The organism is Rhizobium sp. 007 (genome assembly GCF_015353075.1).
Lineage (GTDB): Bacteria > Pseudomonadota > Alphaproteobacteria > Rhizobiales > Rhizobiaceae > Rhizobium.
Genome location: NZ_CP064187.1, coordinates 1,300,745 through 1,321,295, shown reverse-complemented (window position 1 = coordinate 1,321,295; position 20,551 = coordinate 1,300,745). Strand labels below are relative to the sequence as shown.

The following is a 20,551-nucleotide window of genomic DNA, read 5'->3' as shown; positions in this document are numbered from 1 at the left end:
GCATTTGCCTGAGAACTATTTTTCGAGGATTATTGCGAAAACGACCCTCTTTTCGAAGGTTCTTCGAATGTCTGAACTCGATACTATCGATCGTGCGATTCTGAAGACGCTTCAGGCGAACGCCCGCATCACCAATGCCGATCTTGCGAACAAGGTGGGCCTTTCGGCTTCGGCCTGTTCCAGACGGCTCGACATTCTTGAGAAGAGCGGCGTCATCGGCGGCTATCACGCGCGCCTTTCACACAAGGCACTGGACTACAAGATGATCGCCATCGTGCACATCTCGCTCTCCGGCCAGTTTGCGAAGACCCTTGCGGAATTCGAGGCGGCGGTGAAGCGCTGCCCGAACGTGCTCGTCTGCTACCTAATGTCGGGCGAGTACGACTACATTCTGCGTGTCGCCGCACGCGACCTGGAAGACTACGAGCGCATACACCGCGACTGGCTCTCCGCCCTGCCCCACGTCGTCAAGATCAATTCCAGCTTCGCGCTCCGGGAAATCATCGACAGGCCGAATGTCGGGCTTTGAGGCCTTGCAAAGCGGCATGAATCCTGGCCTAGCTTCAGTCGTATGCGGGCCTCTCCCGCCTTACGGCAAGGCATGAAATCCAAGACGCAAGGCTATATCTTCGTCCTTCTGGCGATCACCATCTTTTCCGTGCAGGACGGCATCTCGAAGCATCTGGCGAGCACCTATCCGCCGGTTTTCGTGACGATGATCCGCTACTGGGCCTTTGCAATTTTCACGATCCTGCTCGCGTCGAGAATGCGCGGCGGCCTGAAGGCGACCGTGCGCACGAACCGGCCTTTGCTTCAGGTCACGCGTGGCGTGCTGCTTGCAGCGCAAGTCGTGCTGGCGATCACCTGTTTCGCGATCATCGGACTTGCGCGCACCCAGGCGATCTTTGCCGGCACTCCGATCCTGATCGCCCTCCTTTCCGTGCCGCTGCTCGGCGAGCGCGTCGGGTGGCGCCGCTGGACGGCAATCTGCGCGGGGCTCGCCGGTGTTCTATTGATCTTGAAGCCAGAAAGCGGCTTTTTTGATCCGAAGCTGCTGCTTGCGGTCTTGGGCTGCTTCCTCTTCGCCTTCTACGTCATCGCCACTCGCCTCGTCAGCCGTGACGATTCTTCGATGACGAGCTTCTTCTATACCGGCGTCGCGGGCGGCATAACGATAACACTCATCGGTCCTTTCTATTGGACCCCGATGTCGGCCAGTGACTGGGGCTGGATGGCGCTTCTCTGCCTAACCGGCATCTCAAGCCACTATTTCCTGATCCGCGCCTATGACATGCTCGATGCCGCGGCCGTTCAGCCGCTTACGTATCTGCAGCTCGTCTACGCCTCGATCATCGGCGTCGTCATCTTTGACGAAGCCCTGCGCCTCAACACGATCGCCGGCTCGGTGATCGTCGTGGCTGCCGGCATTTTCACCATCTGGCGTGAGCAGGTGGTGGCGCGCAGCGGCGCTGTGCGGAGATAGAACCCATCTCGTAATTTAGCGGTTTCTATAAAAGGATTTTTCAATATTTTCGCGATACAGTGCGCCAAGTATTCTATTGAGGGCTGCATAATGCGTAATCTGAATATCATTACTCGCAGGGCCGAACGCAAGTATTGCCGCATTTTCGGTAAGGTTCGCTATCTCAATAACGAAGTAGACGCCCGCATCCTCAATCTCTCGATAACGGGCGCTGCGGTGGAAATTCGAACGCCGCTTTATGCCGCGTCGGGCAGCCGCGTACAAATCCTAGCGGAAGATCTTGGAACGCTGCACGGCATAATCCGGTGGAGCCACAATGGGCGCCTCGGTATCCAGTTCGACCCGAACTCCAACGCCCAGGCTCAGGTCGCATCCTACTTCCGCTTCTTCCACAAGGATGTGAAGCCGGTGTTAACGCGATAACATCCAAGGCCGGTTTGTCATTTTCCGGATGCACTGCCGTGCAAATCATCCTAGGCTCGCCGCCGGTTGAGCCATGGGTCATTTGCGAAGGAGTGTTCAATGTCTTCCATTCTTGATTTGCACCCGATTACCCGCCGGTCATTACTTGGCGGCATTGCCGCGACGTCGGCGCTTGTTCTGCTCCACCCCTTCACAGCGCGCGCGGCCGCCAATCAAGCGCATCTGCGGCTCATGGAAACCACAGACATCCATGTCAACGTTTTCCCATACGACTACTATGCCGACAAGCCGAACGACACGATGGGTCTGGCACGCACCGCGACGATCATCGATAACATTCGCGCCGAAGCGGCCAACTCGCTGCTGATCGACAATGGTGACCTGCTGCAGGGCAATCCGATGGGCGATTACATGGCCTATCAACACGGCATGAAGGATGGCGACGTCCACCCGGTCATTAAGGCGATGAACACGCTTGGCTATACCGTCGGCACGCTCGGAAACCACGAGTTCAACTACGGCCTCAGTTTCATGTTCAAGGTGCTCGGCGGCGCGAATTTCCCGTTCGTCTGCGCCAACCTGACGAAGGGCCAGCTCGCCTCCGATCCGAAGAAGGACGATCTCTTCTTCAAGCCCTACGTGATCGTCGAAAAGCAGATCAAGGACGGCGCAGGCAACGAGAGCCCGGTCAAGATCGGCTTCATCGGCTTCGTGCCGCCGCAGATCATGCTCTGGGACATCAAGAACCTCGAAGGCAAGGCGCAGACCCGCGACATCGTCGAGGCCGCCAAGGCCTGGGTTCCGGCGATGAAGGAGGAAGGCGCCGATATCGTCATCGCGCTTTCCCACTCCGGCATCGACGGCTCCGCCCCCTCCGAGAAGATGGAGAATGCCTCGCTGCATCTTGCCGCCGTGGACGGCATCGATGCGATCTTCACCGGCCATCAGCACCTTGTCTTCCCCGGCCCGAAGAGTTGGGACGGGATTGCCAACGCCGATCCGGTGAAAGGCACGCTGCATGGCAAGCCGACGGTCATGGCCGGATTCTGGGGCTCGCATCTTGGCCTCATCGACCTGCTTCTGGAAAAGAACGGCAAGAGCTGGACGATCGTCGATTTCACCGCCGAGGCTCGGCCGATCTATCACCGCGACGACAAGAAGAAGGTCGTTGCCGACGTGGGCGACAAGAAGGACGTGATCGAAGCCGCAAAGGCTGAGCATGAGGCGACGCTCGCCTATGTCCGCACCCCGGTCGGCAAGACGTCCGCGCCGCTCTATTCCTACTTCGCCCTCGTTGCCGACAATCCCTCCGTGCAGATCGTCAGTCAGGCGCAGACCTGGTACATCAAGCAGATGCTGGCTGATACCGAATTTAAGGATCTGCCCGTCCTTTCGGCCGCTGCTCCTTTCAAGGCAGGCGGCCGCGGCGGCGCGGATTACTATACCGACGTTCCGGCGGGCGATGTCGCGATCAAGAATGTCGCCGACCTCTACCTCTATCCGAACACCGTGCAGGCAGTGGTCATTACCGGCAAGCAGGTGAAGAACTGGCTGGAAATGTCGGCCGGCATGTTCAACGAGGTGAAGCCCGGTGCAACGGATGCGGAATTGCTCAACGGTGATTTCCCGTCCTACAACTTCGATGTCATCGACGGTGTGACCTACCAGATCGATCTTTCGCAGCCGCGCAAATACGACAATGACGGCAAGGCGATCAATGAAAGCTCGAACCGCATCCAGAATCTGCAGTTCGACGGCAAGCCGATCGACCTCAAGCAGAAGTTCGTCGTGGTCACCAACAACTACCGTGCGGGCGGCGGCGGCAAGTTCCCGGAGATCGCAGCCGACAAGGTCGTCTTCCAGGCTCCGGACACCAACCGCGACGTGATCGTCCGCTTCGTTCATGAACAGGGCACGATCAATCCGTCCGCCGACGGCAACTGGACCTTCAAGCCGCTGCCGGGCACGAGCGCCGTCTTCCAGAGCGGGCCGAAGGCCAAGCACTTCCTGGCCAACGTCAAGAGTGTCAAGCTGGAGGATGCCGGCGAGGGCGCGGACGGATTTGCAAAGTTCAGGCTGGTTCTCTAGCCGATCTGAAAGCCAGGCGAGGCGGCAGCGCCTCGCCTATTCCGCTGCAAGCGGCATTTCCGGTCCGCGAATCTCGTTCAGCGCCGCCGTGAAATCGGCGTGGTTGGGGCATTGGGACAGCCTGGTGCGGAATGCATCGATCATCCATGCCGCAGCTGGGCCTGGCGGATTGGCGAGGCGGCGCATGGCATAGATCGGATACTCGCCTTGCTCATAGGCATCAAGGTCGAGATGAACGAGTGCGCCGCTCATCAGGTCGTCACGGATGATCGATGCAGGCAGGCCGCCCCAGCCGAGGCCGCCGCGGATCAACGCGTGCTTGGTCGCGATGTCGCTGACACGCCAGGTCTTGTAAGAAAGCACGTTGAAATCGCGGCCTTTCGTCAGCCCGGACGCATCGGTGACGACGAGCTGTACTTCCTCGCGAACATCGCCAAGCGTCAACGGCCGACCTATCTGCGCTAACGGATGATTGCGCGAGGCCACCGGCATCATGAAGGAATGGCCGATCTTTTCCATCAGCATCGAGTCGTCCGGCTTCAGGACGGCTCCGCCGATGCCGATCGTCGCCTTGCCGCTCAGGACGGTCTCCATGACCATGCCAAGCTCGCCGACCGTGAGATTGAGCGCAACGGACGGAAATTGCTCACGGAACTCCCGCAGCACGTCCACCGTTGCCGGAGACGGCACCATGACGCTGATCGCCACAGAGACCTCCGCTTCCAATCCTTCCTTCAGCCCTTTGACGCGGGCGCGCATCACCTGCAGATCGGTCAGCAGGCGGCGCGCATCTTCGAGCATGGCCTTGCCCGCATCCGTGAGCTTCGGCTGGCGGGCGCCGGAACGCTCAAAAAGCGGCATCTCGAGCTGTGCCTCGAGGTTCGCGATCGTGTAGCTGATCACCGACTGCGCGCGGTTGAGCGCGCGCGAGGCGGCGGAGAAGCTGCCGGTTTCTGCCACGGTAAGGAACACCTGCAGCTGATCCAATGTCGGGTTGGGAAGCATCTTCCATCCAATCTATCGATAATTTCGATCGACATTATCCCAGTTTTTTCGATAGCCGGCCAGTCCTATTTTTCCTCTGAAGGCGGCTCGAACCTCCCAAGCGAGCTCGCAGCACTCCAATTCGAGAGGAAATTCAACTATGTCGTCCATCCTGCTCCTGACATCCAGCCCGCGCGCTGAATCGCTTTCGACCACCATTGCCACCGATCTCGCCGGCAAACTTCAGGCCCAGAAGCCGGGCAGCGTCATCGTCCGCCGCGACCTCGCCGCCAATCCGCTACCGCACATCGATGACCTGTTTACCGCCGCAATCCGCAAGCCTGCCGAAGACCGCACGGCGCAGGAAGCCGAAGCCGTGAAGACCTCCGACGCGCTCATCGACGAGCTGCTCGCCGCCGACACCATCGTCATCGGCACAGGCCTCATCAACTTCAATATCTATTCATCGCTGAAGACCTGGATCGACAACGTCGCCCGCGCCGGCCGCACCTTCAAGTACACCGAAAGCGGCCCGGTCGGGCTTGCAACCGGCAAGAAGGTCTATGTCGTGCTGGCCTCCGGCGGCGTCTACTCGCAGGGTCCTGCCGCCGGCATGAACCATGCCGTTCCGTATCTGAAGTCGGTTCTGGGCTTCCTCGGCGTCACCGACATCGAAACCGTCTATGTCGAAGGCCTCGCTTTCGGTCCGGAAGCTGCGGAAAAGGCGATCAGCGCCGCCAAGGCCCGCGCCGAAGAGATCGCTCTCGCCGCCTAACCGCTTAACATCGCCCCCAGAAGCGGCCGGCTCTGTCCGGCCGCTTTTTGTTTCCGCTGCGCCATACCCGACGAGTCTGACGCTTGATATCCTGTCCGGAACACCTCTTCCGGCCCGTTGCGGACGTTGCAGTTGCTCGGTTTGAATGGCGCGAGGATAGTGCGTTGGCGGCCCTCGTCACTACTGATCAGGCGGTGTCAATCAAGCTTTCGCGTACTTTCACTTTCCTGTTGGGTGCGCCTGATGAAGTCGAGCATGAGCGACGCGGCCGCGTGCGTCTCGAGCAAGAGGTGGCCTGCGTCGAAAACGTGAGCTTCCATCCTGGGCATCGTCCGCACCCACGACAGAATCTCAGCGAGGTCGAAGAATGCGTCGTGCGTTCCCCAGGGCATGAGGGAGGGCGGCTGCCAGCGCACGAGATATTCGGCGATAACGTCGAACCGGGCGACATAGTTCGCATAGTCTGCAATGGGCGGCGCAACGGGCCGATAGCCACTGCGCCCAGGGCAGCACTTGTCCCGCAGACACAGAACTGCCGCTCGGGCGCAATCCAGAAGTAAACGTTCTTCCGCTCATGGCCCATTGCATTTGTCGCAGCTTAGTTGGTCGGGCGAGCAGGCTCCGGAACCAAGCGTCAGATTAGCTGACTTTGACTAAGCCCGTACGGCCGAAGACGCAATTCCGGCCATTCTTCTTTGCCCGGTAGAGCCGGTCATCTGCAGTCGAGAGAACGGTCATGAAGCTCACGCCATCTTCGTCGGCGGTCGCAACGCCGATGCTGACGGTGACGGGTCTTGCATCTGGTGTCCTGACGCTTGTCGCGATCGTCCATCGGAGCCGTTCTGCGACCAACAAGCCCTCCTCGTGGTTAGTGCCCGGGCAAATTGCAACGAATTCTTCGCCACCAAAGCGGAACACCCTGTCTGCAGAACGCAGGATCATCACCAGCCGGGCGGCGATCGACTTCAGAACCTCATCACCCTGCAGATGGCCGAAGTTGTCGTTGACGTCCTTGAAGTGGTCGGCATCGATGATGATGACGGTTGTAAACTGCCCTTGCCGCATGGCTTCCCGCATCATGACCGGTGCTTCGAGCTCCATACGCGAGCGGTCGTAGACGCCCGTCAGAATGTCCCTGCCGGTCCGCTCCAGAAGATCGTTGTACCGCTCGCGGAATGTCAGGTCGCCGAACAGACCGCTGAGCGAGCGTGCTGCCGCCGGAACGCCGTTTCGATGAATATAAAGCCGGTAGAAGGCAAAGAGCGCGGTATAGATGCAGGCCGCGAACATCTTTGCCCTCCAGCCGTCCCAGAAGGCTGCAAGCGGTACGTCGAGAAAATAGTGCAAGGCGCCGAAGAAGCCGATCTGGTCGAAGGTCAGAAGTGCGAAGCCGCACAGCATGAAACGAAGGATCACCTTACGCTTCATCCAATGACCAAGGCGTTCGTACAGCAGAATGATACCGAGCGCGTCGAGGTAGAGCAGCGCCGTACCCCAGACCATCAGCCAGCCCATCTCCTTCAGGAAGCTGAAATCGGCGGCATTGCCGGGTGAAATCTCGACGGTTTCATGCAGTTGCAGAACCCACGCGATCGCGACGGTCAGGAGATTGCCGAGGAACAGGCCGTAGATCGGCTGCCGGACCGTCGAAGCATCCTCCTCCAGGTAGAGCATCAGGATCATCATCAGCTTGCCGGCGAAGAAGACCGACGATCCGGGCGAGGCGACACCGAAAGGCAGCGACACGTAGAATACGGCGGCGAGATAGGTTTCCATGAAATGCATGACGCCGAGCGCCGTCATGAAAACGCCAAGGCCCAGCCCGTGGCGGAAATGCAGCAGGCTCACCATCAGCGCGAAGTAGCCGACGGCTTCCACCACAATGAGGCCGAGATTGACAATTGCCATCGCGCTTTCCGCTCTCCAACCGCTTCTTCATAGCGCGATACGGTTAAGAAACGGTCGCGTGACGTCAGTCAGGGTAACCCGCGGCCTCTCCCTGTATGGATGCCGCCGCAAAGCCGCCCCGGCGAAGGCTATGGGAAGTGAGCGGCTAGACCTGCCGCTCCTTTGCACCGTCGCCGAAAAGCGAGGGGCCGTGCTGATCGATGATCTGGTGCGCTTTGCGCACCGTGCATTCGATCGCATCATCCGACGAGGAGAACATGTCGGCGCGGATGAAATTGCGTACCAAAACCTCGCCGCCGACCGTCTTTTCGATGCGGCCTGCCAGGCGGAACTGTCCGCCTTCCTTGCGCGGCTCAGCGTAGATGGCGCAATCGGCGTAAAGCTGCGGCTCGCCTTTCGGGCCTGCGCTCGCCTCGGCCGATTTGCCGCCACCGGAAAACATCGAGAAAATGCTGGATAAGATCGAAGCCATGTTCCGCCTTTAACACGGGCCGCTCGCGCCCGCAAAGTCAAATGATGAGGTTGGCGAGGATGTCGTTCTCGGTGATGTCCTCGAAGCCCATGCCGGCCTTTTCGAAATTCGAAATCAGGGTGGCGAAGTTCTCCGGCGCCTTGGTCTCGATGCCGATCAGAACCGAGCCGAAGTTGCGCGCCGTCTTCTTCAGGTATTCGAAGCGGGCGATGTCGTCGTCGGGCCCCAGAAGATTGAGGAAATCGCGGAGCGCGCCGGGGCGCTGCGGCAGCCGCAGGATGAAGTATTTCTTCAGCCCGGCGTAACGCATCGCGCGCTCCTTGACGTCGGGCAGCCGCTCGAAGTCGAAATTGCCGCCGGAGACAACCGCGACGATCGTCTTGTCGCGAATGGTCTGCGGATCCATCGCCGCGATCGCCGTCAAAGACAAAGCCCCTGCCGGCTCCAGCACGACGCCCTCGACATTGAGCATTTCCGAGATCGTCACGCAGATGGCGTTCTCTGGCATCAGCATGACGTGCGCGGCTGCAAAGCCTTTGAGCGCTGCGAAATTCAGGTCGCCGATGCGCGCAACGGCCGCGCCGTCGACAAAATTGTCGACCTTGGAAAGCGTCACCACTTCGCCGGCCTCGATGCTGCGTTTCAGACTCGGCGCGCCTGCCGGCTCGGTGAAGACAAAGACGGAATTCGGGACCGAGCCCTTGAGATAGCCCGTGATGCCCGCAGCAAGCCCACCGCCTCCGACCGGCAAGACCAGCATGTCCGGCACCCTACCCTCCGGCAGCTGCTGCATGATTTCTGCTGCGACCGTTGCCTGCCCCTCGATGATGTCCGCATGGTCGAAGGGCGGCACCATGACGCCTCCTTCCGCCTCGGCATGGTCGCGGGCGGCCTGATAGCATTGATCGAAGAAATCGCCGTAGAGCTTGATGGTGATGAATTCGGCGCCGAACATGCGCGTCTTGTCGATCTTCTGCTGCGGCGTCGTCACCGGCATGAAGACCACGCCCTGAACGCCGAAATGGCGGCAGACATATGCAAAGCCCTGTGCATGGTTACCCGCCGAAGCGCAGATGAAGAGGCGCTCGCCGCTCCCTTCGGCAATCGCCTTGCGGAAGAAATTAAAGGCGCCGCGGATCTTGTAAGAACGGACGGGCGACAGATCCTCCCGCTTCAGCCAGATTTCAGCACCGTAGCGCGCCGAAAGATGGTCGTTGAGCTGCAGCGGCGTTGCCGGAAAGAGGCTGCGCAGCGCCTCTTCCGCGCGATCTACATCCTGTCTTGTGACGGTCATCGGTCCATTCCTGTCTCAAGACTTCGCTATGGCACAGGTCGGCTGGCAAAAGAAGTCCGTTTAACCGCCGTGCGGTTCGCTCTGCAGAAAGCTTTCTTCATCGCGCTTGGCGGATTGCTGCAGCTCCCCCGTGCGTTCGCTTTGCAATGCTGCTAACGTGAAGGGATGATGACATCCCGTTTTATGCGACCGCTCGCCTGGCTGCTGCTTGCCGCCATCATTTTCGTCACCATTTCGCCGATCGGCCTCAGGCCGCATACGATGACCAGCGTCAACGCCGACCGCGCGCTTGCCTATGCCGTCACCGGCTTCGTTTTCGCGCTCGGCTATCCGAAACAGTGGAAGCTCGTCGCACTGCTGCTGATCTTCGGCGCACTCGCCATCGAGTTCCTGCAATACCTGTCGCCGACGCGTCATGCACGCTTGCACGACTCGGTCATCAAGGCAGCCGGCGCCATGGTCGGCATTCTTACCGGCCGCGCTACCTACCGGCGCGGGCAGATGAAGCAAAGGATCGAGGCCGTTCCCGCTCCAAAGCCGCAAACCGGTGCCGCCGCCGGCGCTCTTGACTGAATCACTCCAGTCGTTAATTGAGGATCGCGCGCGGGCGTGGCGAAACTGGTAGACGCAAGGGACTTAAAATCCCTCGGAGAAATCCTTACGGGTTCGATCCCCGTCGCCCGCACCATATTGAAATATCTAGATAAATCACATTTTTGTTGTCGTTTTTTAGTCCGCCCAAAATTGGGCTAGGGTACACCTCAGGGTATACGAAGCCTTGCCCCGCCCCGAACCCGTTTGCGTAAAACCTTCGGCCCGATTCGCCGAACCTTTACGTTTGCGACGGTGTACGACCGGCAATTATTGTAGTCGTGCTTAATTTTTATTCGGGAGCACTAACAAATGAAAACGAAGGTTGAAACGGGCATTTCCAGACTATTCCAGCACCGCAAACGCTTTTGGGCAGTGCAAGGCTATCGCGGTCGGGGACTGTATCGTCAGCTTGCCGAAGACCTTGAATTGCCCGCCGATTGCGACGAACAGGACGCAGCCGCCATCCTCGGCGTTAAGCCGGAAACAATGAAGGCCCGGAGGCGGCGGCGTCAGCCCCCGTCATTCACAAGACGGCACGGTGCCAAAGGCGTTATTTACGAGCTGAGTTCTCTTTGCGACTTGTTGGCGACGGGAACCGTCGAAACGCCGCGGATCGAAACTCTTCCAGCAGCCGAATGAAAAGCCGCCGAGGCGGGTGGGCCTACGGCGGCTCTTGGAAGTGCATTGATTTCTGACCCTGCGATCATACCGCATTTCCTGATCCCGCCGCAACCTGCCCCCGGCTTCTACGAGCCGCAGGGATGCATCATGCCGCATTTATCGAAGAATGACGTTCTCAACATTATCGACGCCGCGATGCTTGACCATAAACGGGTGAAGCCATCCTCCGCGAGGGTTCTTCATATCATGATCAAGGATTTTCGAAACAGCGTAACCGGTGCCTGCTATCCGTCGGTTGAGGTGATTGCCGAACGATGCGGACTGAGCAAAAAAGCGGTCAGCAACAGCCTAGCAGAGCTTAAGGCCGCCGGTTACATCAGTTGGAAGAGGCGGACTTCGAGAGGCAAGCAGACAACCAACCTCTACAACTTCCATTTGCCGGGCGCGGCCATTTCCGAGGGAACAAAACGACCCTCGGAAAACGCATCTCCAAGAGAACAAAACGACCATTTCCGGGTGAACAAAAGTGCAGTTTCCGAGGGAACAAAACGACCTTCAAACCCCGTTGAAGTTAACCCCGTTGAACAGAACCCCGTGACCGGGGTTCATTCTGAACCCCTATCTACTTCCTCACTTCGTTCGTCAGAAGATGATATTCCCCCGCGCCCACGCGAGAGGGTTTCACAACTTTTGCGGCAGGTAGAGACGGTCAGCGTAACGGACCTGCTAATGCCGCAAGGCGTTCAGAAGCTAAAGGCGCGTTTTCCGAATTGCGATACCGCGCGGGTCTTTGCGCAGGTGGATGCCGAGATCGCCGCCGGGACATTCCCAAGCTATGAAACCGATAGGCCTGTATTTGTAACCCGTATCCTCGAAGTCCTCGAAGAAGCCGAACGGCTGGCTAAGGCAAGCAAGCCGCAAGGCATTTTCAGAGACGGTTTTACAGGACAAACGCTCGGCTATGTGCCGCCGAAGGAATGCCGGGAGCTTCGCGGCAAATACCCTTGCTGCGACGTTGAGGCGGTGCTGCGCAAGATCGACGCCAAGATTGCCGCCGGGCAATTCCCCAATCCCATGCATCGAGGCGATTTCCTTCGCTGGCGAAGCCTTGATTTCGAAGAGGCCGAACGGGTGGCGGCGGGCAAGCACTACGGCACCGGATTCACGACATACCGTCAACTGCAACAATGGCTGCACGCTGGCCAGCCGCGCAACGGCAAGGGCGGCCCGCCTAGGACGACGCTGCATTGAACGCAATTCGGGGGAAAGTAACCGGGCGCAAAACAGGAGGACTGAACCATGGACCACGACGTGGAATTGCTGAAAGCCAGGAGCGCGCCGCCCGACGACGAGGTGGCGAAGCTGAAAGTCAAGTTAGACGCCGCCCTGAAAGAGAACGCCGCGCTGCGCGAAGACCGCGACTACTACAAATACGAGGTCGAGGACGCGCAGGAGAACGCCGAAGAGGTTCATGACCTTCTGCGGCGGGTGGCCAAAGAGATCAGGAAGGGTGATCCCGAATACGCGCTGTTGCTGATCGAACGCGAACACATACGCTGACCAAGGAGGAAACGGGCATGAGCACGAAAGCTAAAGAGAAAATCCCGGAACTCGATGACGACGAATTCGTCACCATTCTGGCGGCAGGCGTGGACGACGTATCGCTGGCAAGCCTGAAAATCAGCGAGCGGGCCAAGGCAAATCACCCGGCCCGTTGGGAGAACGACGAATTGAGCCCAGAACGCTGCCTGCAAAGGTTCGCCTATCACTCGATGATGCGCCAGTTCTTCGAGGACAAGCTTGCAACAGGGAGGAAATGAGCATGAGCAATGAAACCAAACTCGTCGCCGAGCAGATTGAGGCTTTCGTTGATATGATGGTAGCGGCCGAATTTTCGGCCAACGTATTATTTCACCATTTCACCACCCGCGTGGTGGCCGCTGACAGCGACGACGCCGCATACGAGATCGTCGCCGAATTCGACGCCCGGCTGGCGCGGGCGGTGCGGGAACGTGAGTGCGCTGGCCAACTGGTGCGCTTGTTTTCCGAACATGCGGCGCACCGGATGGGTGAGATCAGGTGCGAAAGGCAGCCTCTAAAATCCTAGCGGCTGCTTTTCTCTTCCTGCGCCAGCTGCTCAATGCCGTGAACCGTCGAATAGAGCGGTTCACGGCTCTCGGCGCTTGGAATTGGGAAAATCAAAGTAGGGGCGTCCGCACTTTGTTTTGGGCGTTGGCGGGCCGGGCGTCGATTTCTTTCAAGTGTTCGCCGGTTCGTTCCCACGCCCGCAACTGAATGCGGGCGGCGCTCGTTGGCCGAAGAGAACTTTTCTACAATTTCTAGGCCTTGCTCAAAACGGAAGGACAAATTTAACTTGCGTGCATCAATGTATGTATCGTTCAGCTAATACATAGGGCGAATCAAATGTTTGTCGTGTCGATACCTTGATGGTGAGGACGAACGTAACTTTCTTGCGACAGGCCTGACATTCCAAGATGACTTTGCGCTCGTACATGTTGCCGGGACAAAGCATCGATTTCGGCGTGCCGACATTTTAGAAATCCTTCCGGTCTACGATTCTAAAGCGTGCCGTGATTTGCCGACGCGTTGGTGCGGTTGGCCTCGGCCTTGCGAAGTGCTGCCTGAAACGGCAACCCGGCAATAACGCCCTCGGCTTCGTCGCCCGCTTTGATTTTATCAACGTCGCCGGGCGCGTATTTCAGAACAAGCCGCGCCTCGAATATGCGATTTCCAGAAACCGTGCGATTTATGGAAGGGTTTTCGTACTTGCGTCCGCGCCCGCTGTATTCGGTAGCACAGCAGCTTACGGCCCAATTGCTGCCGTTCGCCCGCGTCAGATCGAATGGCAGCAATGGGTGGAAAGTGGTCATTTGTTCGAGCCAGGTGAATGACGCAGATGAACAACGAACGGACATTGACGCCCCAATGGCCCCTGCGATTTGCAGGGCAAGGCTGAGGACGTCCCCAAAGATTCTTGTGCTAGGTCTACTGTGCTTCATCAGCCATTGATCCCGTGCAGAAAAAAGCCCGGCTGTCGGGCCGGCCTCTCATTCAACCTTGTTGGGACCGGTTGTCGGCCGCCGAGTTTGCGATAGGACATCAAGGTTCCTGTCATTTGATCTCCCACGTCGTGTTATGCGGGATGTCCATCGCAGTATAGCCGCCGGGACCAGCCAGCGCAGGCATCGCTATACAAGCAAAGGGCTCACGCCCCGTGATGCCCGCGTACTTGCCGGTGCCGCCGGTGATAATATGGGTGCCACAATCCATTTCCGGCTGCGACTTGTCGAGATCGCGTGTATCGAAGGTCGAGAAGATCTTGTCGCCGTCCCGATCGGCCAGCACACAAGCGCCATCAATGTAGTTCTTGTCGCCCGAAGCAACGCTTACCGCCGTGCAATGTGCTGACATCTTGTCGAGCATCGCCTCTCCCTTCATATTTTCGGTGGTCCCGACCGCCTCCAGCGCGGTGGCCGTACCGACTCCGGGAATGTCAATGCTCATCAAAGGCCGAAAAACGAAATGCGTGACATAGGGCGTGGTCCCCTTCTTTTCGATCGGCTGTCCGAGGACGACTCCAGGAGCTAAGCCCAGGAGTAATCCGGAGAGAAGCGCTGTTTTGACAGGTGTCATCGCTGCGGCGCATGCCGCGATTGTGGGTTTCATTGGTTCCTCCATGGTGCGAGCGGTGGATCCAAGCCGATGCTCAGCGCCGCCGCAGATTTAGAGGCGACCTGCTTGCGCTCGAGACGTGTGTGGTTTCACCGAGCGCCTGTTCCCCAGATCGAGATCAAGCGTGCGGTCGTAACTCAGCCCGATTGGCTGCGACAGCGCCTGGGACGAGGCTGCATCTTCGATCGCCGATGCCCCGGACTCCTCCAAGCTCATGCCGTAGCCGACGCATGAGCAACTGCCTCTTCAACTAAGATACCACAATTAGCGTGCCGAGCCACGTTCCGCGTGTCTCCGTCAAATGGAGTTGCCTTCCTTCGGATGGAGGATGCGTGGGCCTCCGAGGCAATGCACAGCGTCGTGCTACGATGGGCACTGAACGACCGCAACGGGGTCTGGACTTGTCCGTCAACTTCTCCGCGGCAAGGTCTGAGAAGGGTCGAATCCGGCCATTTGTTGCACCTGCTGTCAATGACTGGAATTGGCGCAATGCCGCCGTCCCACTTGATCGCCAGCCAAGGCCACGCCCACTCTCCCGGCGTTCGGTCTAGATCGCGGTCACCGTACTGCTGATGAGATATGCACATTTAGTATGGCTAAAAACCTAAGGCGGCGGCAATTAAATGCCACACGCTTGGTCAAATACGCGGGACGGTTGCATCCCGGGGCGGGGAGTTCGAAAAGTAGGCCATACCCGGTTCCTGACCGCCCCCTCTTTCTTCCGCAAAAACTCGCGAAAAAATTATTTGGACCCCCCCTCGAACCGAAACGGGATCTGATGCAACCCATAATTGATTAATTCCAATCTTATAGCTCCGCTATAATTGCAAAAGTGCTGGCCAGATTTTGGGGAACGTGCTAGTTTTTTAATTGAACTTCCCAGGGATGGCCGTCGGGACGGCACGCATCGATCGGCAGCCATCCCCCAGCGAACGCGAGGGGATTTTTTATGTCCGATGTTTCAAGAGCCGAGTTCCTCGATGTGCAAAGGAAGGCCGATTTCGCAAAATCGACCGCCGTTTCCGCGCAAAGGCAGATTACCGGGCTTCGGCAAGGAAACCGGCAAGGCCGATCGCCCGACCCCGCCACGCAAATCGTCCGAAGCATGGCCGTTTCGCTGAAAGCGATGATAAGTCAACGGCCACTTGCCGACGTTGCCGCGCATCTCTACGGCGAAGCGGCAGGCGCGAAGCTTGTCGAGATTGCCAATGATCCATCCGTGGTTTCGAAGGCGGAAACCAACCCGGCAATGACCACCGTTAGCGGTTGGGCCGCCGAGTTGGTCGGAACCGCGCTCTTGCCGCTCGCCTTGCTTTCTCCTCTTAGCGTCTACGGCCAATTGCAGCGCCGGGCGTCCAGTTTGAAAGTTCCATTCGGGCCGGGCCTTCGCTCGGCGCGGCTTCCGGCGCTATCGCCGGGGGATACGCCGGGCTCGTTCCTTGCCGAAGGCCAGCCGATTCCGGTTGTCAAACGGACGCTGTCGGCAGCGGCCATGAGCGTTTACAAGGTTGGCGCGATTTCAACTTTCACCAAAGAAATGGCGCGAAACGCGGCGTTCGAAGCGATTGTAAGGCAGATCGTCGCTGCCGACCTTGAGACGGTTATCGACAGCGTGCTTCTGGACGCCAACGCGGCAACGGACATTCGCCCGGCGGGCCTTCGATTCGGCGCAACCAACGTGCCCGCTTCCACCGAAACCGGCCCGCCAGGAGTTGCCAGTGATCTTTCCAATTTGGCGGGCGCGGTCGAAGGCGCCATGACCAAAGAGGTTCTCGTCTCCATCGAGTTAGCGGACGAAATCGCGCGATTGCTGGATGAAGAGCGCCGTCTCTTCAATGCGGCGATGGATAGGCTCGAAAACCGCATGCTTGCGAAGCTTGTAACCGAAGTCCGGGTGCTCCGGGCCGAACTTGCTGCTGCCAAAAAAGGGCGGCCATGAGCGCCGCCGTATCAAGAAAGGACGCCGTCATGAACATCAAAGAATCCAGCCGCCTTGCAGCCTTCGAAAACCGCAGCGACATTCCCGCTGACGAACCCTATTTCCTGTCCAAAAGCGAAATCAGTCAGGCAACAGTCGCGTCGCGATCTCTTGCTGAGCGCTTTGCCGATATCTCGGACAAACTGGACGATATCATCGATATCAATTGTTCGTTCGAAATCCAGCCGGACGGAAGTGGAAGCTTCCACTTTCGGGCATATCGGCGGCGTCCTTCGTTATTGGACGGCGAAATTTGAATGACCGCATCCGCTCACGTGCTAGTACTAGTACCCACTAGGACGTCCGGGTAGCTCACGACGCTTCAATTTCGTCCGAAGTGATTCCACGACCGGTGCGGGTGAATACAAGATCATTGTAACCGGCGTCAGTGCGCGGTTCGCCGTATCTCTTCAGAGAGTTCGTCGACTTCTTCCAGTCGGAAGAGCTTGGCACCAACGCTCTCGAAGTCGCCGCGCAGGTTCTCAACATAGCGATCCGGTTGAGTGCCGAATTCTCCAACCACAATGAGGCGCTTACCCAGCATCTCGGACAGCGCCTTCCCCTCCAGAACCCGCTTTCCAGCTTCAGCAAGGCCACGTTGCGGATTGTCGAAGCGAGCGGCATCGATAAGATTGTAAACGCCGTTCTGATAGCCGTAATCGGCTTGAACATTCACCCCATACTGCTCGATATGGACAGGGTCGGGGCGTTTATCGAGAAGCGACAGGACACCAGCTTCACGGAAAGCGCTTGTTAGCAGCGTGTTGATCCGCTCAATTTTCTTTGAATGGGCATGCCAAGCAACTAACTCGTTAAAGAGTTTTTCCGCGACATCATCGGCGCGGTCACCGGCGACCGCGTTCAAAGGAGTCAGCCGGAAAAGATCGGCTCTTTTGGCATTGAAGTCGTCAATCCATGCGGCGGCGATCGACGGTCGCGAAAAGTGAAGCACGACTCTCTGCGAGAAATCATGAAGAGCGCCTTTGAGGAAGGTCGCGTTGATTTCACCGAAGAACTTCTTCACGCGCGAAAAATCATCTGCCAACTTAACGACGACTTTACCTTGGCGGATTTCGAAGACGACAACACCCGCGTTAACGTATTCAAAACGCTCCGGAAAGGGGCTGAACTGTACGATAGAATAGAATAGTTTCAGTGCTTCCATCTCATGCCTCCTTCCTATCAAGATCAAATTCCAGTTGATCGAAAATCGCGTCTGGCAGCCACTCTGTCATCCGTTTTGCCCGCTCCACCAGCAAGCCAGCCAATTGATTGGCCATGCCTGCCGTGAAGCCCCACTGGGGCGGCGGCGAGTGACATATATCTCTTATCTCACCAATAGCCACGGCGCATATGGTATTAAGCGCCGATTTTACATCTTGCCGCGTCAGCATTGCGGCGAACTCATTAAACAATCCGTAAACCGTTTGCTCGGTTGCCCAAAAATCATTGACTTCGTTCGCGAGCGACGTCTCCGCGAACGCATGACTGTGATCAATGACCAGGAGCTGTGTTTTGCGCTTGTCCGCCTTGAATAGGATGTTGTCGTAGTTCAGGACGCCACCATTTGCATCGTCCGCAAAGCGGTCCTTGTTTCTGATCCAAGTATCGAATACCACAAGACGTGCCACGTCGCTTGGCGTTCGCAGGTTAGCCAGAAGCTTAGAATTTGGTGACAAGCTCTGCGCCTGCTCCCAACGAGAAAAGAATGCCGGCCCAGCTTGAACGGTAATTAGAGGATCCGCAGTCTCGATTTCGGGAATCACTACGACGGCGAAATCTGGGGTACGCAATCCAATTCTGGCGGCTAATTCGGCGGCAAGCAACTCGGTTACGAGAGCATCTATCCCTGCCCGGTTGCCCATATACTTCACAAGCGCTGTGCCAGCATCCGTGACCACGAGCAGAGGCTTGGTGCTCGTAGTCAACACCGCATTCACGCGCTGAATTCGCGCAGGTCGCCAATTTACCCCAGCCAGCAATTTCGCCCCCGTCGCGTTGGTCGTACACCAGCGACGCGACAACTTCAATGTGTTGGTTTTCTGCGATTGTCGCCTCCCACAAAGTCACGGACAAGGAGTGGCCGCCTCGGGCCAAGTTGCACCTTGCCGAGGGACGAAGGCGCTGCAAGCGCATCACGTGTGCTGCCGAAACAAGAGCGCCGGAGTGATCCTTGAACGCCTCGAAGCTTGCCGGTAGTTCGCTATATCAAGGCGGTGGCCGAAGAAGCGCGCAAGGCGTTTGCGGTCGTCAATACCGGCAAAGGGCTGGAATGCGCTGTGGGCTTTCCCGAACGGAAGAAAGGGAAGTCACTGATCGGTGAATTTGTGCGATGTAAGTTGCCGGATAGCATATTCCGCATTGTCAGAAGTCAGAGGCCGCGCCTGCCGAATGCCGAGATATTCGCGCGCAAACGCCATCGCTGGATTCACCGTGGCAAGCAACAGACGGGCGGCGGCGCTGCTACGGGAGTTCACCGGGGGCGCTTCGGTCTCAAGGAACTGTTGCCACAACATCGCTAAGCACAATTGCAAGCGGTGCGGATCGTGAACGCTGTTGAACGGATCGGCCTGGAACTCTTTGTCAACATTGCTGGCGGCCTCGCGAGCTTGGTCGGCGATATGCTGCAAGTCAGCCAGAATTTGGTTGGATGCGTCGAGCCGCCACGGGAAAAGAAATGGTTCCGCGTGGCGCAACAGTTCATGCGCTTGCCGCACCGTAGACTCTATCCGTTCGAAGCGCCCCCGCTCTTCCTTCGCCGTAACGCGCGGGCTGTCGATGTAGGCGCGTAGGGAAAGCCTTGCCTTCGCTTCAAACAATTCGATGCAGCAGAATTCGGGGGACCGGTTTGTTAAGCCCGGTTCACGGCACGCCATTGTTTCGGTCGAAAATTTCAACGGCTGGCAAAGGTCGATAATTTGGTTTTGGGCATCTTCGGAAAACGAAAACCGTTCGACCCGCTCCCATAAAAGAGCCGAATCAGTCATCGGGTGAATTCCTTCACGTCGGCTTTGGGTTTGCGGTGAATGTTGATCGCCGCCGCCGCCTTTTCCGCGCCACTCTTGCCAAGGGCTTCCGCGCGACTGACGTAGCGGTTTGCCATCGCAAGCGTTTTCCATCCGCCCGCCTCTCGCAATTCATGAGCAGTCGCCCCGGCGATCGCCGTATGTGTTGCCATCGTGTGGCGAAGGGCATGCGGCGTAAGCTTGGGAATTCCTGCCGCCTTGCATGTGTCAGCCAGAACGTTGCGCACGTCCTTGTAATTGGTAGGAAAGCGCCCTTCCCTGTTGCTGAAAACAAAACCTTCGCGATGCGATTGACGGTTAATCAATTCAGCGGCGTCAGCGGAAAGGTGTCTGTCAATTACGCCGATTTTTGAGTTTTCATCGGGTATGCGAACTATGAGGCGGCGTAAGTTGACCCATTCCCAACGCATCAAGCGCGCCTCAGAAACGCGCCACCCGGTTACCGCCATGAAGCGTAAGAGATCGCCGACGGGGGTTACAACGGCGTCCAGTTTGTCGAGGAAAGCCGGCAACTGATGTTCGTCAATCCAATCGTCTTTCGCGGTTTCTTGGTAGCGCTCGATGCCCTTGCAAGGGTTAGTGGCGCGCATGCCTTGCTGAACGGCATGCTTCATAATGGCCGAAAGAACCGCGATTGCGCGGTTGGCATCGGTCGGATTGGCCCTTTTTCGAAAGTGACAATCGGCCACCATTGGCGTTGTTATGTCATCAACGAACTTGCCCTTGAAGTATGGCAAGAGGATACGCCGATGCGGCCTTCGTAATCCTTCCGAGTCGAATCTTTACGGCGGATAAGCTTTTTCTCGCGATATTCATCGACAAGGGCCTCAAACCGTTTCCGCGCCTTCTTGGCCGCGCGCTCGGCGGCGGGGTCTTCGCCACGCTTGGCAGCTTGCAGCATCGTTTGCGCTTCTGCCCTCGCGGCGTTCGCCGTGAATGTGCCATAGATACCAACCGAAGTTTTTGAACGCTTCTTGGAACCGTCGGGGTTATCGACAACATGCTCAACGAAGAACGCCTTAACGGTTTCGCCAGCCGCACTTCGGCGCATGCGCAGAATGAAGCCAGTCAACTTTGAATCGCGGATAACCTTCTCATTAACGCCTTCCGGCAATTTCGCGCGCCGGATAAAATCCTCAGAAAGAAGCGGCATTTTCAAAAAAATCCCTCGGCTTTCAGGGTATATCTCAGGGTACATTTTTGTAATACCCC

General features: G+C 57.9%; 24 protein-coding genes and 1 tRNA gene. 14 read left to right on the top strand and 11 right to left on the bottom strand.

Annotated elements, in window-relative coordinates; genetic code table 11:
• The first annotated feature begins 67 nt into the window (after positions 1-67).
• The 4 genes from ISN39_RS06615 (at position 68) to ISN39_RS06600 (ending at position 3,994) form a co-directional block, all read left to right on the top strand.
• Complete coding sequence (locus ISN39_RS06615; RefSeq protein ID WP_194729521.1) at positions 68-529, top strand: Lrp/AsnC family transcriptional regulator; 462 nt, start codon at positions 68-70, stop codon at positions 527-529.
• A 72-nt stretch (positions 530-601) separates the two neighbouring features.
• Entirely contained in the window at positions 602-1,483 is an 882-nt protein-coding gene (locus tag ISN39_RS06610) for a DMT family transporter (protein WP_194729520.1), read from the top strand.
• Positions 1,484-1,570: 87 nt separating this feature from the next.
• Complete coding sequence (locus tag ISN39_RS06605) at positions 1,571-1,906, top strand: PilZ domain-containing protein (RefSeq protein WP_194730119.1); 336 nt, start codon at positions 1,571-1,573, stop codon at positions 1,904-1,906.
• A 99-nt stretch (positions 1,907-2,005) separates the two neighbouring features.
• Positions 2,006-3,994, top strand: a complete 1,989-nt coding sequence (locus ISN39_RS06600) for a bifunctional 2',3'-cyclic-nucleotide 2'-phosphodiesterase/3'-nucleotidase (RefSeq protein WP_194729519.1) — start codon at positions 2,006-2,008, stop codon at positions 3,992-3,994.
• Between the two features lie 36 nt (positions 3,995-4,030).
• Here the strand turns inward: ISN39_RS06600 and ISN39_RS06595 are convergent, their stop codons facing one another.
• Positions 4,031-4,999, bottom strand: coding sequence for a LysR family transcriptional regulator (locus ISN39_RS06595; protein ID WP_194729518.1), 969 nt, complete (start codon positions 4,997-4,999; stop codon positions 4,031-4,033).
• Between the two features lie 139 nt (positions 5,000-5,138).
• Between ISN39_RS06595 and ISN39_RS06590 the strand changes: the two genes are divergently transcribed.
• Positions 5,139-5,753 carry an FMN-dependent NADH-azoreductase gene (locus ISN39_RS06590; protein WP_194729517.1) on the top strand — a complete coding sequence of 205 codons (615 nt, stop codon included), beginning with the start codon at positions 5,139-5,141 and terminating at the stop codon, positions 5,751-5,753.
• A gap of 639 nt (positions 5,754-6,392) precedes the next feature.
• Here ISN39_RS06590 and ISN39_RS06585 read toward each other — a convergent pair.
• The 3 genes from ISN39_RS06585 to ilvA all read right to left on the bottom strand — a co-directional run bounded on the left by ISN39_RS06585 (position 6,393) and on the right by ilvA (position 9,427).
• Positions 6,393-7,661, bottom strand: coding sequence for a GGDEF domain-containing protein (locus tag ISN39_RS06585; RefSeq protein ID WP_194729516.1), 1,269 nt, complete (start codon positions 7,659-7,661; stop codon positions 6,393-6,395).
• A 145-nt stretch (positions 7,662-7,806) separates the two neighbouring features.
• On the bottom strand, positions 7,807-8,133 hold the full coding sequence (locus tag ISN39_RS06580; protein WP_039844674.1) for an HlyU family transcriptional regulator: 327 nt from the start codon (positions 8,131-8,133) through the stop codon (positions 7,807-7,809).
• A 37-nt stretch (positions 8,134-8,170) separates the two neighbouring features.
• Positions 8,171-9,427: a threonine ammonia-lyase gene (ilvA, locus tag ISN39_RS06575; protein ID WP_194729515.1), complete on the bottom strand. Its 1,257-nt coding sequence runs from the start codon at positions 9,425-9,427 to the stop codon at positions 8,171-8,173.
• Positions 9,428-9,592: 165 nt separating this feature from the next.
• Here ilvA and ISN39_RS06570 point away from each other — a divergent pair, with 165 nt between their 5' ends.
• The 7 genes from ISN39_RS06570 to ISN39_RS06540 all read left to right on the top strand — a co-directional run bounded on the left by ISN39_RS06570 (position 9,593) and on the right by ISN39_RS06540 (position 12,749).
• Positions 9,593-10,000, top strand: coding sequence for a VanZ family protein (locus ISN39_RS06570; protein ID WP_194729514.1), 408 nt, complete (start codon positions 9,593-9,595; stop codon positions 9,998-10,000).
• Positions 10,001-10,030: 30 nt separating this feature from the next.
• A tRNA-Leu gene (locus ISN39_RS06565) sits at positions 10,031-10,115 on the top strand.
• A gap of 215 nt (positions 10,116-10,330) precedes the next feature.
• Positions 10,331-10,660 carry a hypothetical protein gene (locus tag ISN39_RS06560; RefSeq protein WP_194729513.1) on the top strand — a complete coding sequence of 110 codons (330 nt, stop codon included), beginning with the start codon at positions 10,331-10,333 and terminating at the stop codon, positions 10,658-10,660.
• A 45-nt stretch (positions 10,661-10,705) separates the two neighbouring features.
• A complete protein-coding gene (locus tag ISN39_RS06555) occupies positions 10,706-11,893 on the top strand; it encodes a helix-turn-helix domain-containing protein (protein ID WP_194729512.1) in 1,188 nt (395 codons plus the stop codon).
• A gap of 48 nt (positions 11,894-11,941) precedes the next feature.
• Positions 11,942-12,202, top strand: coding sequence for a hypothetical protein (locus tag ISN39_RS06550; RefSeq protein ID WP_194729511.1), 261 nt, complete (start codon positions 11,942-11,944; stop codon positions 12,200-12,202).
• A gap of 17 nt (positions 12,203-12,219) precedes the next feature.
• On the top strand, positions 12,220-12,462 hold the full coding sequence (locus tag ISN39_RS06545; RefSeq protein WP_194729510.1) for a hypothetical protein: 243 nt from the start codon (positions 12,220-12,222) through the stop codon (positions 12,460-12,462).
• 2 nt (positions 12,463-12,464) lie between these two features.
• Positions 12,465-12,749 carry a hypothetical protein gene (locus tag ISN39_RS06540; RefSeq protein WP_194729509.1) on the top strand — a complete coding sequence of 95 codons (285 nt, stop codon included), beginning with the start codon at positions 12,465-12,467 and terminating at the stop codon, positions 12,747-12,749.
• A gap of 472 nt (positions 12,750-13,221) precedes the next feature.
• Here the strand turns inward: ISN39_RS06540 and ISN39_RS06535 are convergent, their stop codons facing one another.
• Positions 13,222-13,662, bottom strand: coding sequence for a hypothetical protein (locus ISN39_RS06535; protein ID WP_194729508.1), 441 nt, complete (start codon positions 13,660-13,662; stop codon positions 13,222-13,224).
• A gap of 112 nt (positions 13,663-13,774) precedes the next feature.
• Complete coding sequence (locus tag ISN39_RS06530) at positions 13,775-14,329, bottom strand: hypothetical protein (protein ID WP_022715542.1); 555 nt, start codon at positions 14,327-14,329, stop codon at positions 13,775-13,777.
• Between the two features lie 955 nt (positions 14,330-15,284).
• Between ISN39_RS06530 and ISN39_RS06525 the strand changes: the two genes are divergently transcribed.
• Entirely contained in the window at positions 15,285-16,274 is a 990-nt protein-coding gene (locus ISN39_RS06525) for a hypothetical protein (protein WP_194729507.1), read from the top strand.
• Positions 16,275-16,303: 29 nt separating this feature from the next.
• Complete coding sequence (locus ISN39_RS06520) at positions 16,304-16,570, top strand: hypothetical protein (RefSeq protein ID WP_194729506.1); 267 nt, start codon at positions 16,304-16,306, stop codon at positions 16,568-16,570.
• Positions 16,571-16,698: 128 nt separating this feature from the next.
• Here the strand turns inward: ISN39_RS06520 and ISN39_RS06515 are convergent, their stop codons facing one another.
• From ISN39_RS06515 to ISN39_RS06495, 5 genes are all read right to left on the bottom strand, one after another.
• Entirely contained in the window at positions 16,699-17,478 is a 780-nt protein-coding gene (locus ISN39_RS06515; protein ID WP_194729505.1) for a DUF3037 domain-containing protein, read from the bottom strand.
• Position 17,479: 1 nt separating this feature from the next.
• Positions 17,480-18,295, bottom strand: coding sequence for a HipA family kinase (locus ISN39_RS06510; RefSeq protein WP_194729504.1), 816 nt, complete (start codon positions 18,293-18,295; stop codon positions 17,480-17,482).
• A 327-nt stretch (positions 18,296-18,622) separates the two neighbouring features.
• A complete protein-coding gene (locus tag ISN39_RS06505; RefSeq protein ID WP_194729503.1) occupies positions 18,623-19,300 on the bottom strand; it encodes a hypothetical protein in 678 nt (225 codons plus the stop codon).
• Positions 19,297-20,076 carry a site-specific integrase gene (locus ISN39_RS06500; RefSeq protein WP_194729502.1) on the bottom strand — a complete coding sequence of 260 codons (780 nt, stop codon included), beginning with the start codon at positions 20,074-20,076 and terminating at the stop codon, positions 19,297-19,299. The genes ISN39_RS06505 and ISN39_RS06500 overlap by 4 nt, the downstream gene beginning before the upstream one ends.
• Complete coding sequence (locus ISN39_RS06495; protein WP_194729501.1) at positions 20,040-20,492, bottom strand: integrase arm-type DNA-binding domain-containing protein; 453 nt, start codon at positions 20,490-20,492, stop codon at positions 20,040-20,042. Before ISN39_RS06495 ends, ISN39_RS06500 begins: the two co-directional genes overlap by 37 nt.
• Between the last annotated feature and the right edge of the window lie 59 nt (positions 20,493-20,551).

What these genes read in the sequence shown, in the direction of transcription:
- ISN39_RS06615 (WP_194729521.1), top strand. Translation starts at nt 68, where the DNA reads ATGTCTGAACTCGATACTATCGATCGTGCGATTCTGAAGACGCTTCAG.
- ISN39_RS06610 (WP_194729520.1), top strand. Translation starts at nt 602, where the DNA reads ATGAAATCCAAGACGCAAGGCTATATCTTCGTCCTTCTGGCGATCACC.
- ISN39_RS06600 (WP_194729519.1), top strand. Translation starts at nt 2,006, where the DNA reads ATGTCTTCCATTCTTGATTTGCACCCGATTACCCGCCGGTCATTACTT.
- ISN39_RS06595 (WP_194729518.1), bottom strand. Translation starts at nt 4,999, where the DNA reads ATGCTTCCCAACCCGACATTGGATCAGCTGCAGGTGTTCCTTACCGTG.
- ISN39_RS06590 (WP_194729517.1), top strand. Translation starts at nt 5,139, where the DNA reads ATGTCGTCCATCCTGCTCCTGACATCCAGCCCGCGCGCTGAATCGCTT.
- ISN39_RS06585 (WP_194729516.1), bottom strand. Translation starts at nt 7,661, where the DNA reads ATGGCAATTGTCAATCTCGGCCTCATTGTGGTGGAAGCCGTCGGCTAC.
- ISN39_RS06580 (WP_039844674.1), bottom strand. Translation starts at nt 8,133, where the DNA reads ATGGCTTCGATCTTATCCAGCATTTTCTCGATGTTTTCCGGTGGCGGC.
- ilvA (WP_194729515.1), bottom strand. Translation starts at nt 9,427, where the DNA reads ATGACCGTCACAAGACAGGATGTAGATCGCGCGGAAGAGGCGCTGCGC.
- ISN39_RS06570 (WP_194729514.1), top strand. Translation starts at nt 9,593, where the DNA reads ATGATGACATCCCGTTTTATGCGACCGCTCGCCTGGCTGCTGCTTGCC.
- ISN39_RS06560 (WP_194729513.1), top strand. Translation starts at nt 10,331, where the DNA reads ATGAAAACGAAGGTTGAAACGGGCATTTCCAGACTATTCCAGCACCGC.
- ISN39_RS06550 (WP_194729511.1), top strand. Translation starts at nt 11,942, where the DNA reads ATGGACCACGACGTGGAATTGCTGAAAGCCAGGAGCGCGCCGCCCGAC.
- ISN39_RS06545 (WP_194729510.1), top strand. Translation starts at nt 12,220, where the DNA reads ATGAGCACGAAAGCTAAAGAGAAAATCCCGGAACTCGATGACGACGAA.
- ISN39_RS06540 (WP_194729509.1), top strand. Translation starts at nt 12,465, where the DNA reads ATGAGCAATGAAACCAAACTCGTCGCCGAGCAGATTGAGGCTTTCGTT.
- ISN39_RS06535 (WP_194729508.1), bottom strand. Translation starts at nt 13,662, where the DNA reads ATGAAGCACAGTAGACCTAGCACAAGAATCTTTGGGGACGTCCTCAGC.
- ISN39_RS06530 (WP_022715542.1), bottom strand. Translation starts at nt 14,329, where the DNA reads ATGAAACCCACAATCGCGGCATGCGCCGCAGCGATGACACCTGTCAAA.
- ISN39_RS06525 (WP_194729507.1), top strand. Translation starts at nt 15,285, where the DNA reads ATGTCCGATGTTTCAAGAGCCGAGTTCCTCGATGTGCAAAGGAAGGCC.
- ISN39_RS06520 (WP_194729506.1), top strand. Translation starts at nt 16,304, where the DNA reads ATGAACATCAAAGAATCCAGCCGCCTTGCAGCCTTCGAAAACCGCAGC.
- ISN39_RS06515 (WP_194729505.1), bottom strand. Translation starts at nt 17,478, where the DNA reads ATGGAAGCACTGAAACTATTCTATTCTATCGTACAGTTCAGCCCCTTT.
- ISN39_RS06505 (WP_194729503.1), bottom strand. Translation starts at nt 19,300, where the DNA reads ATGACTGATTCGGCTCTTTTATGGGAGCGGGTCGAACGGTTTTCGTTT.
- ISN39_RS06495 (WP_194729501.1), bottom strand. Translation starts at nt 20,492, where the DNA reads ATGCCGCTTCTTTCTGAGGATTTTATCCGGCGCGCGAAATTGCCGGAA.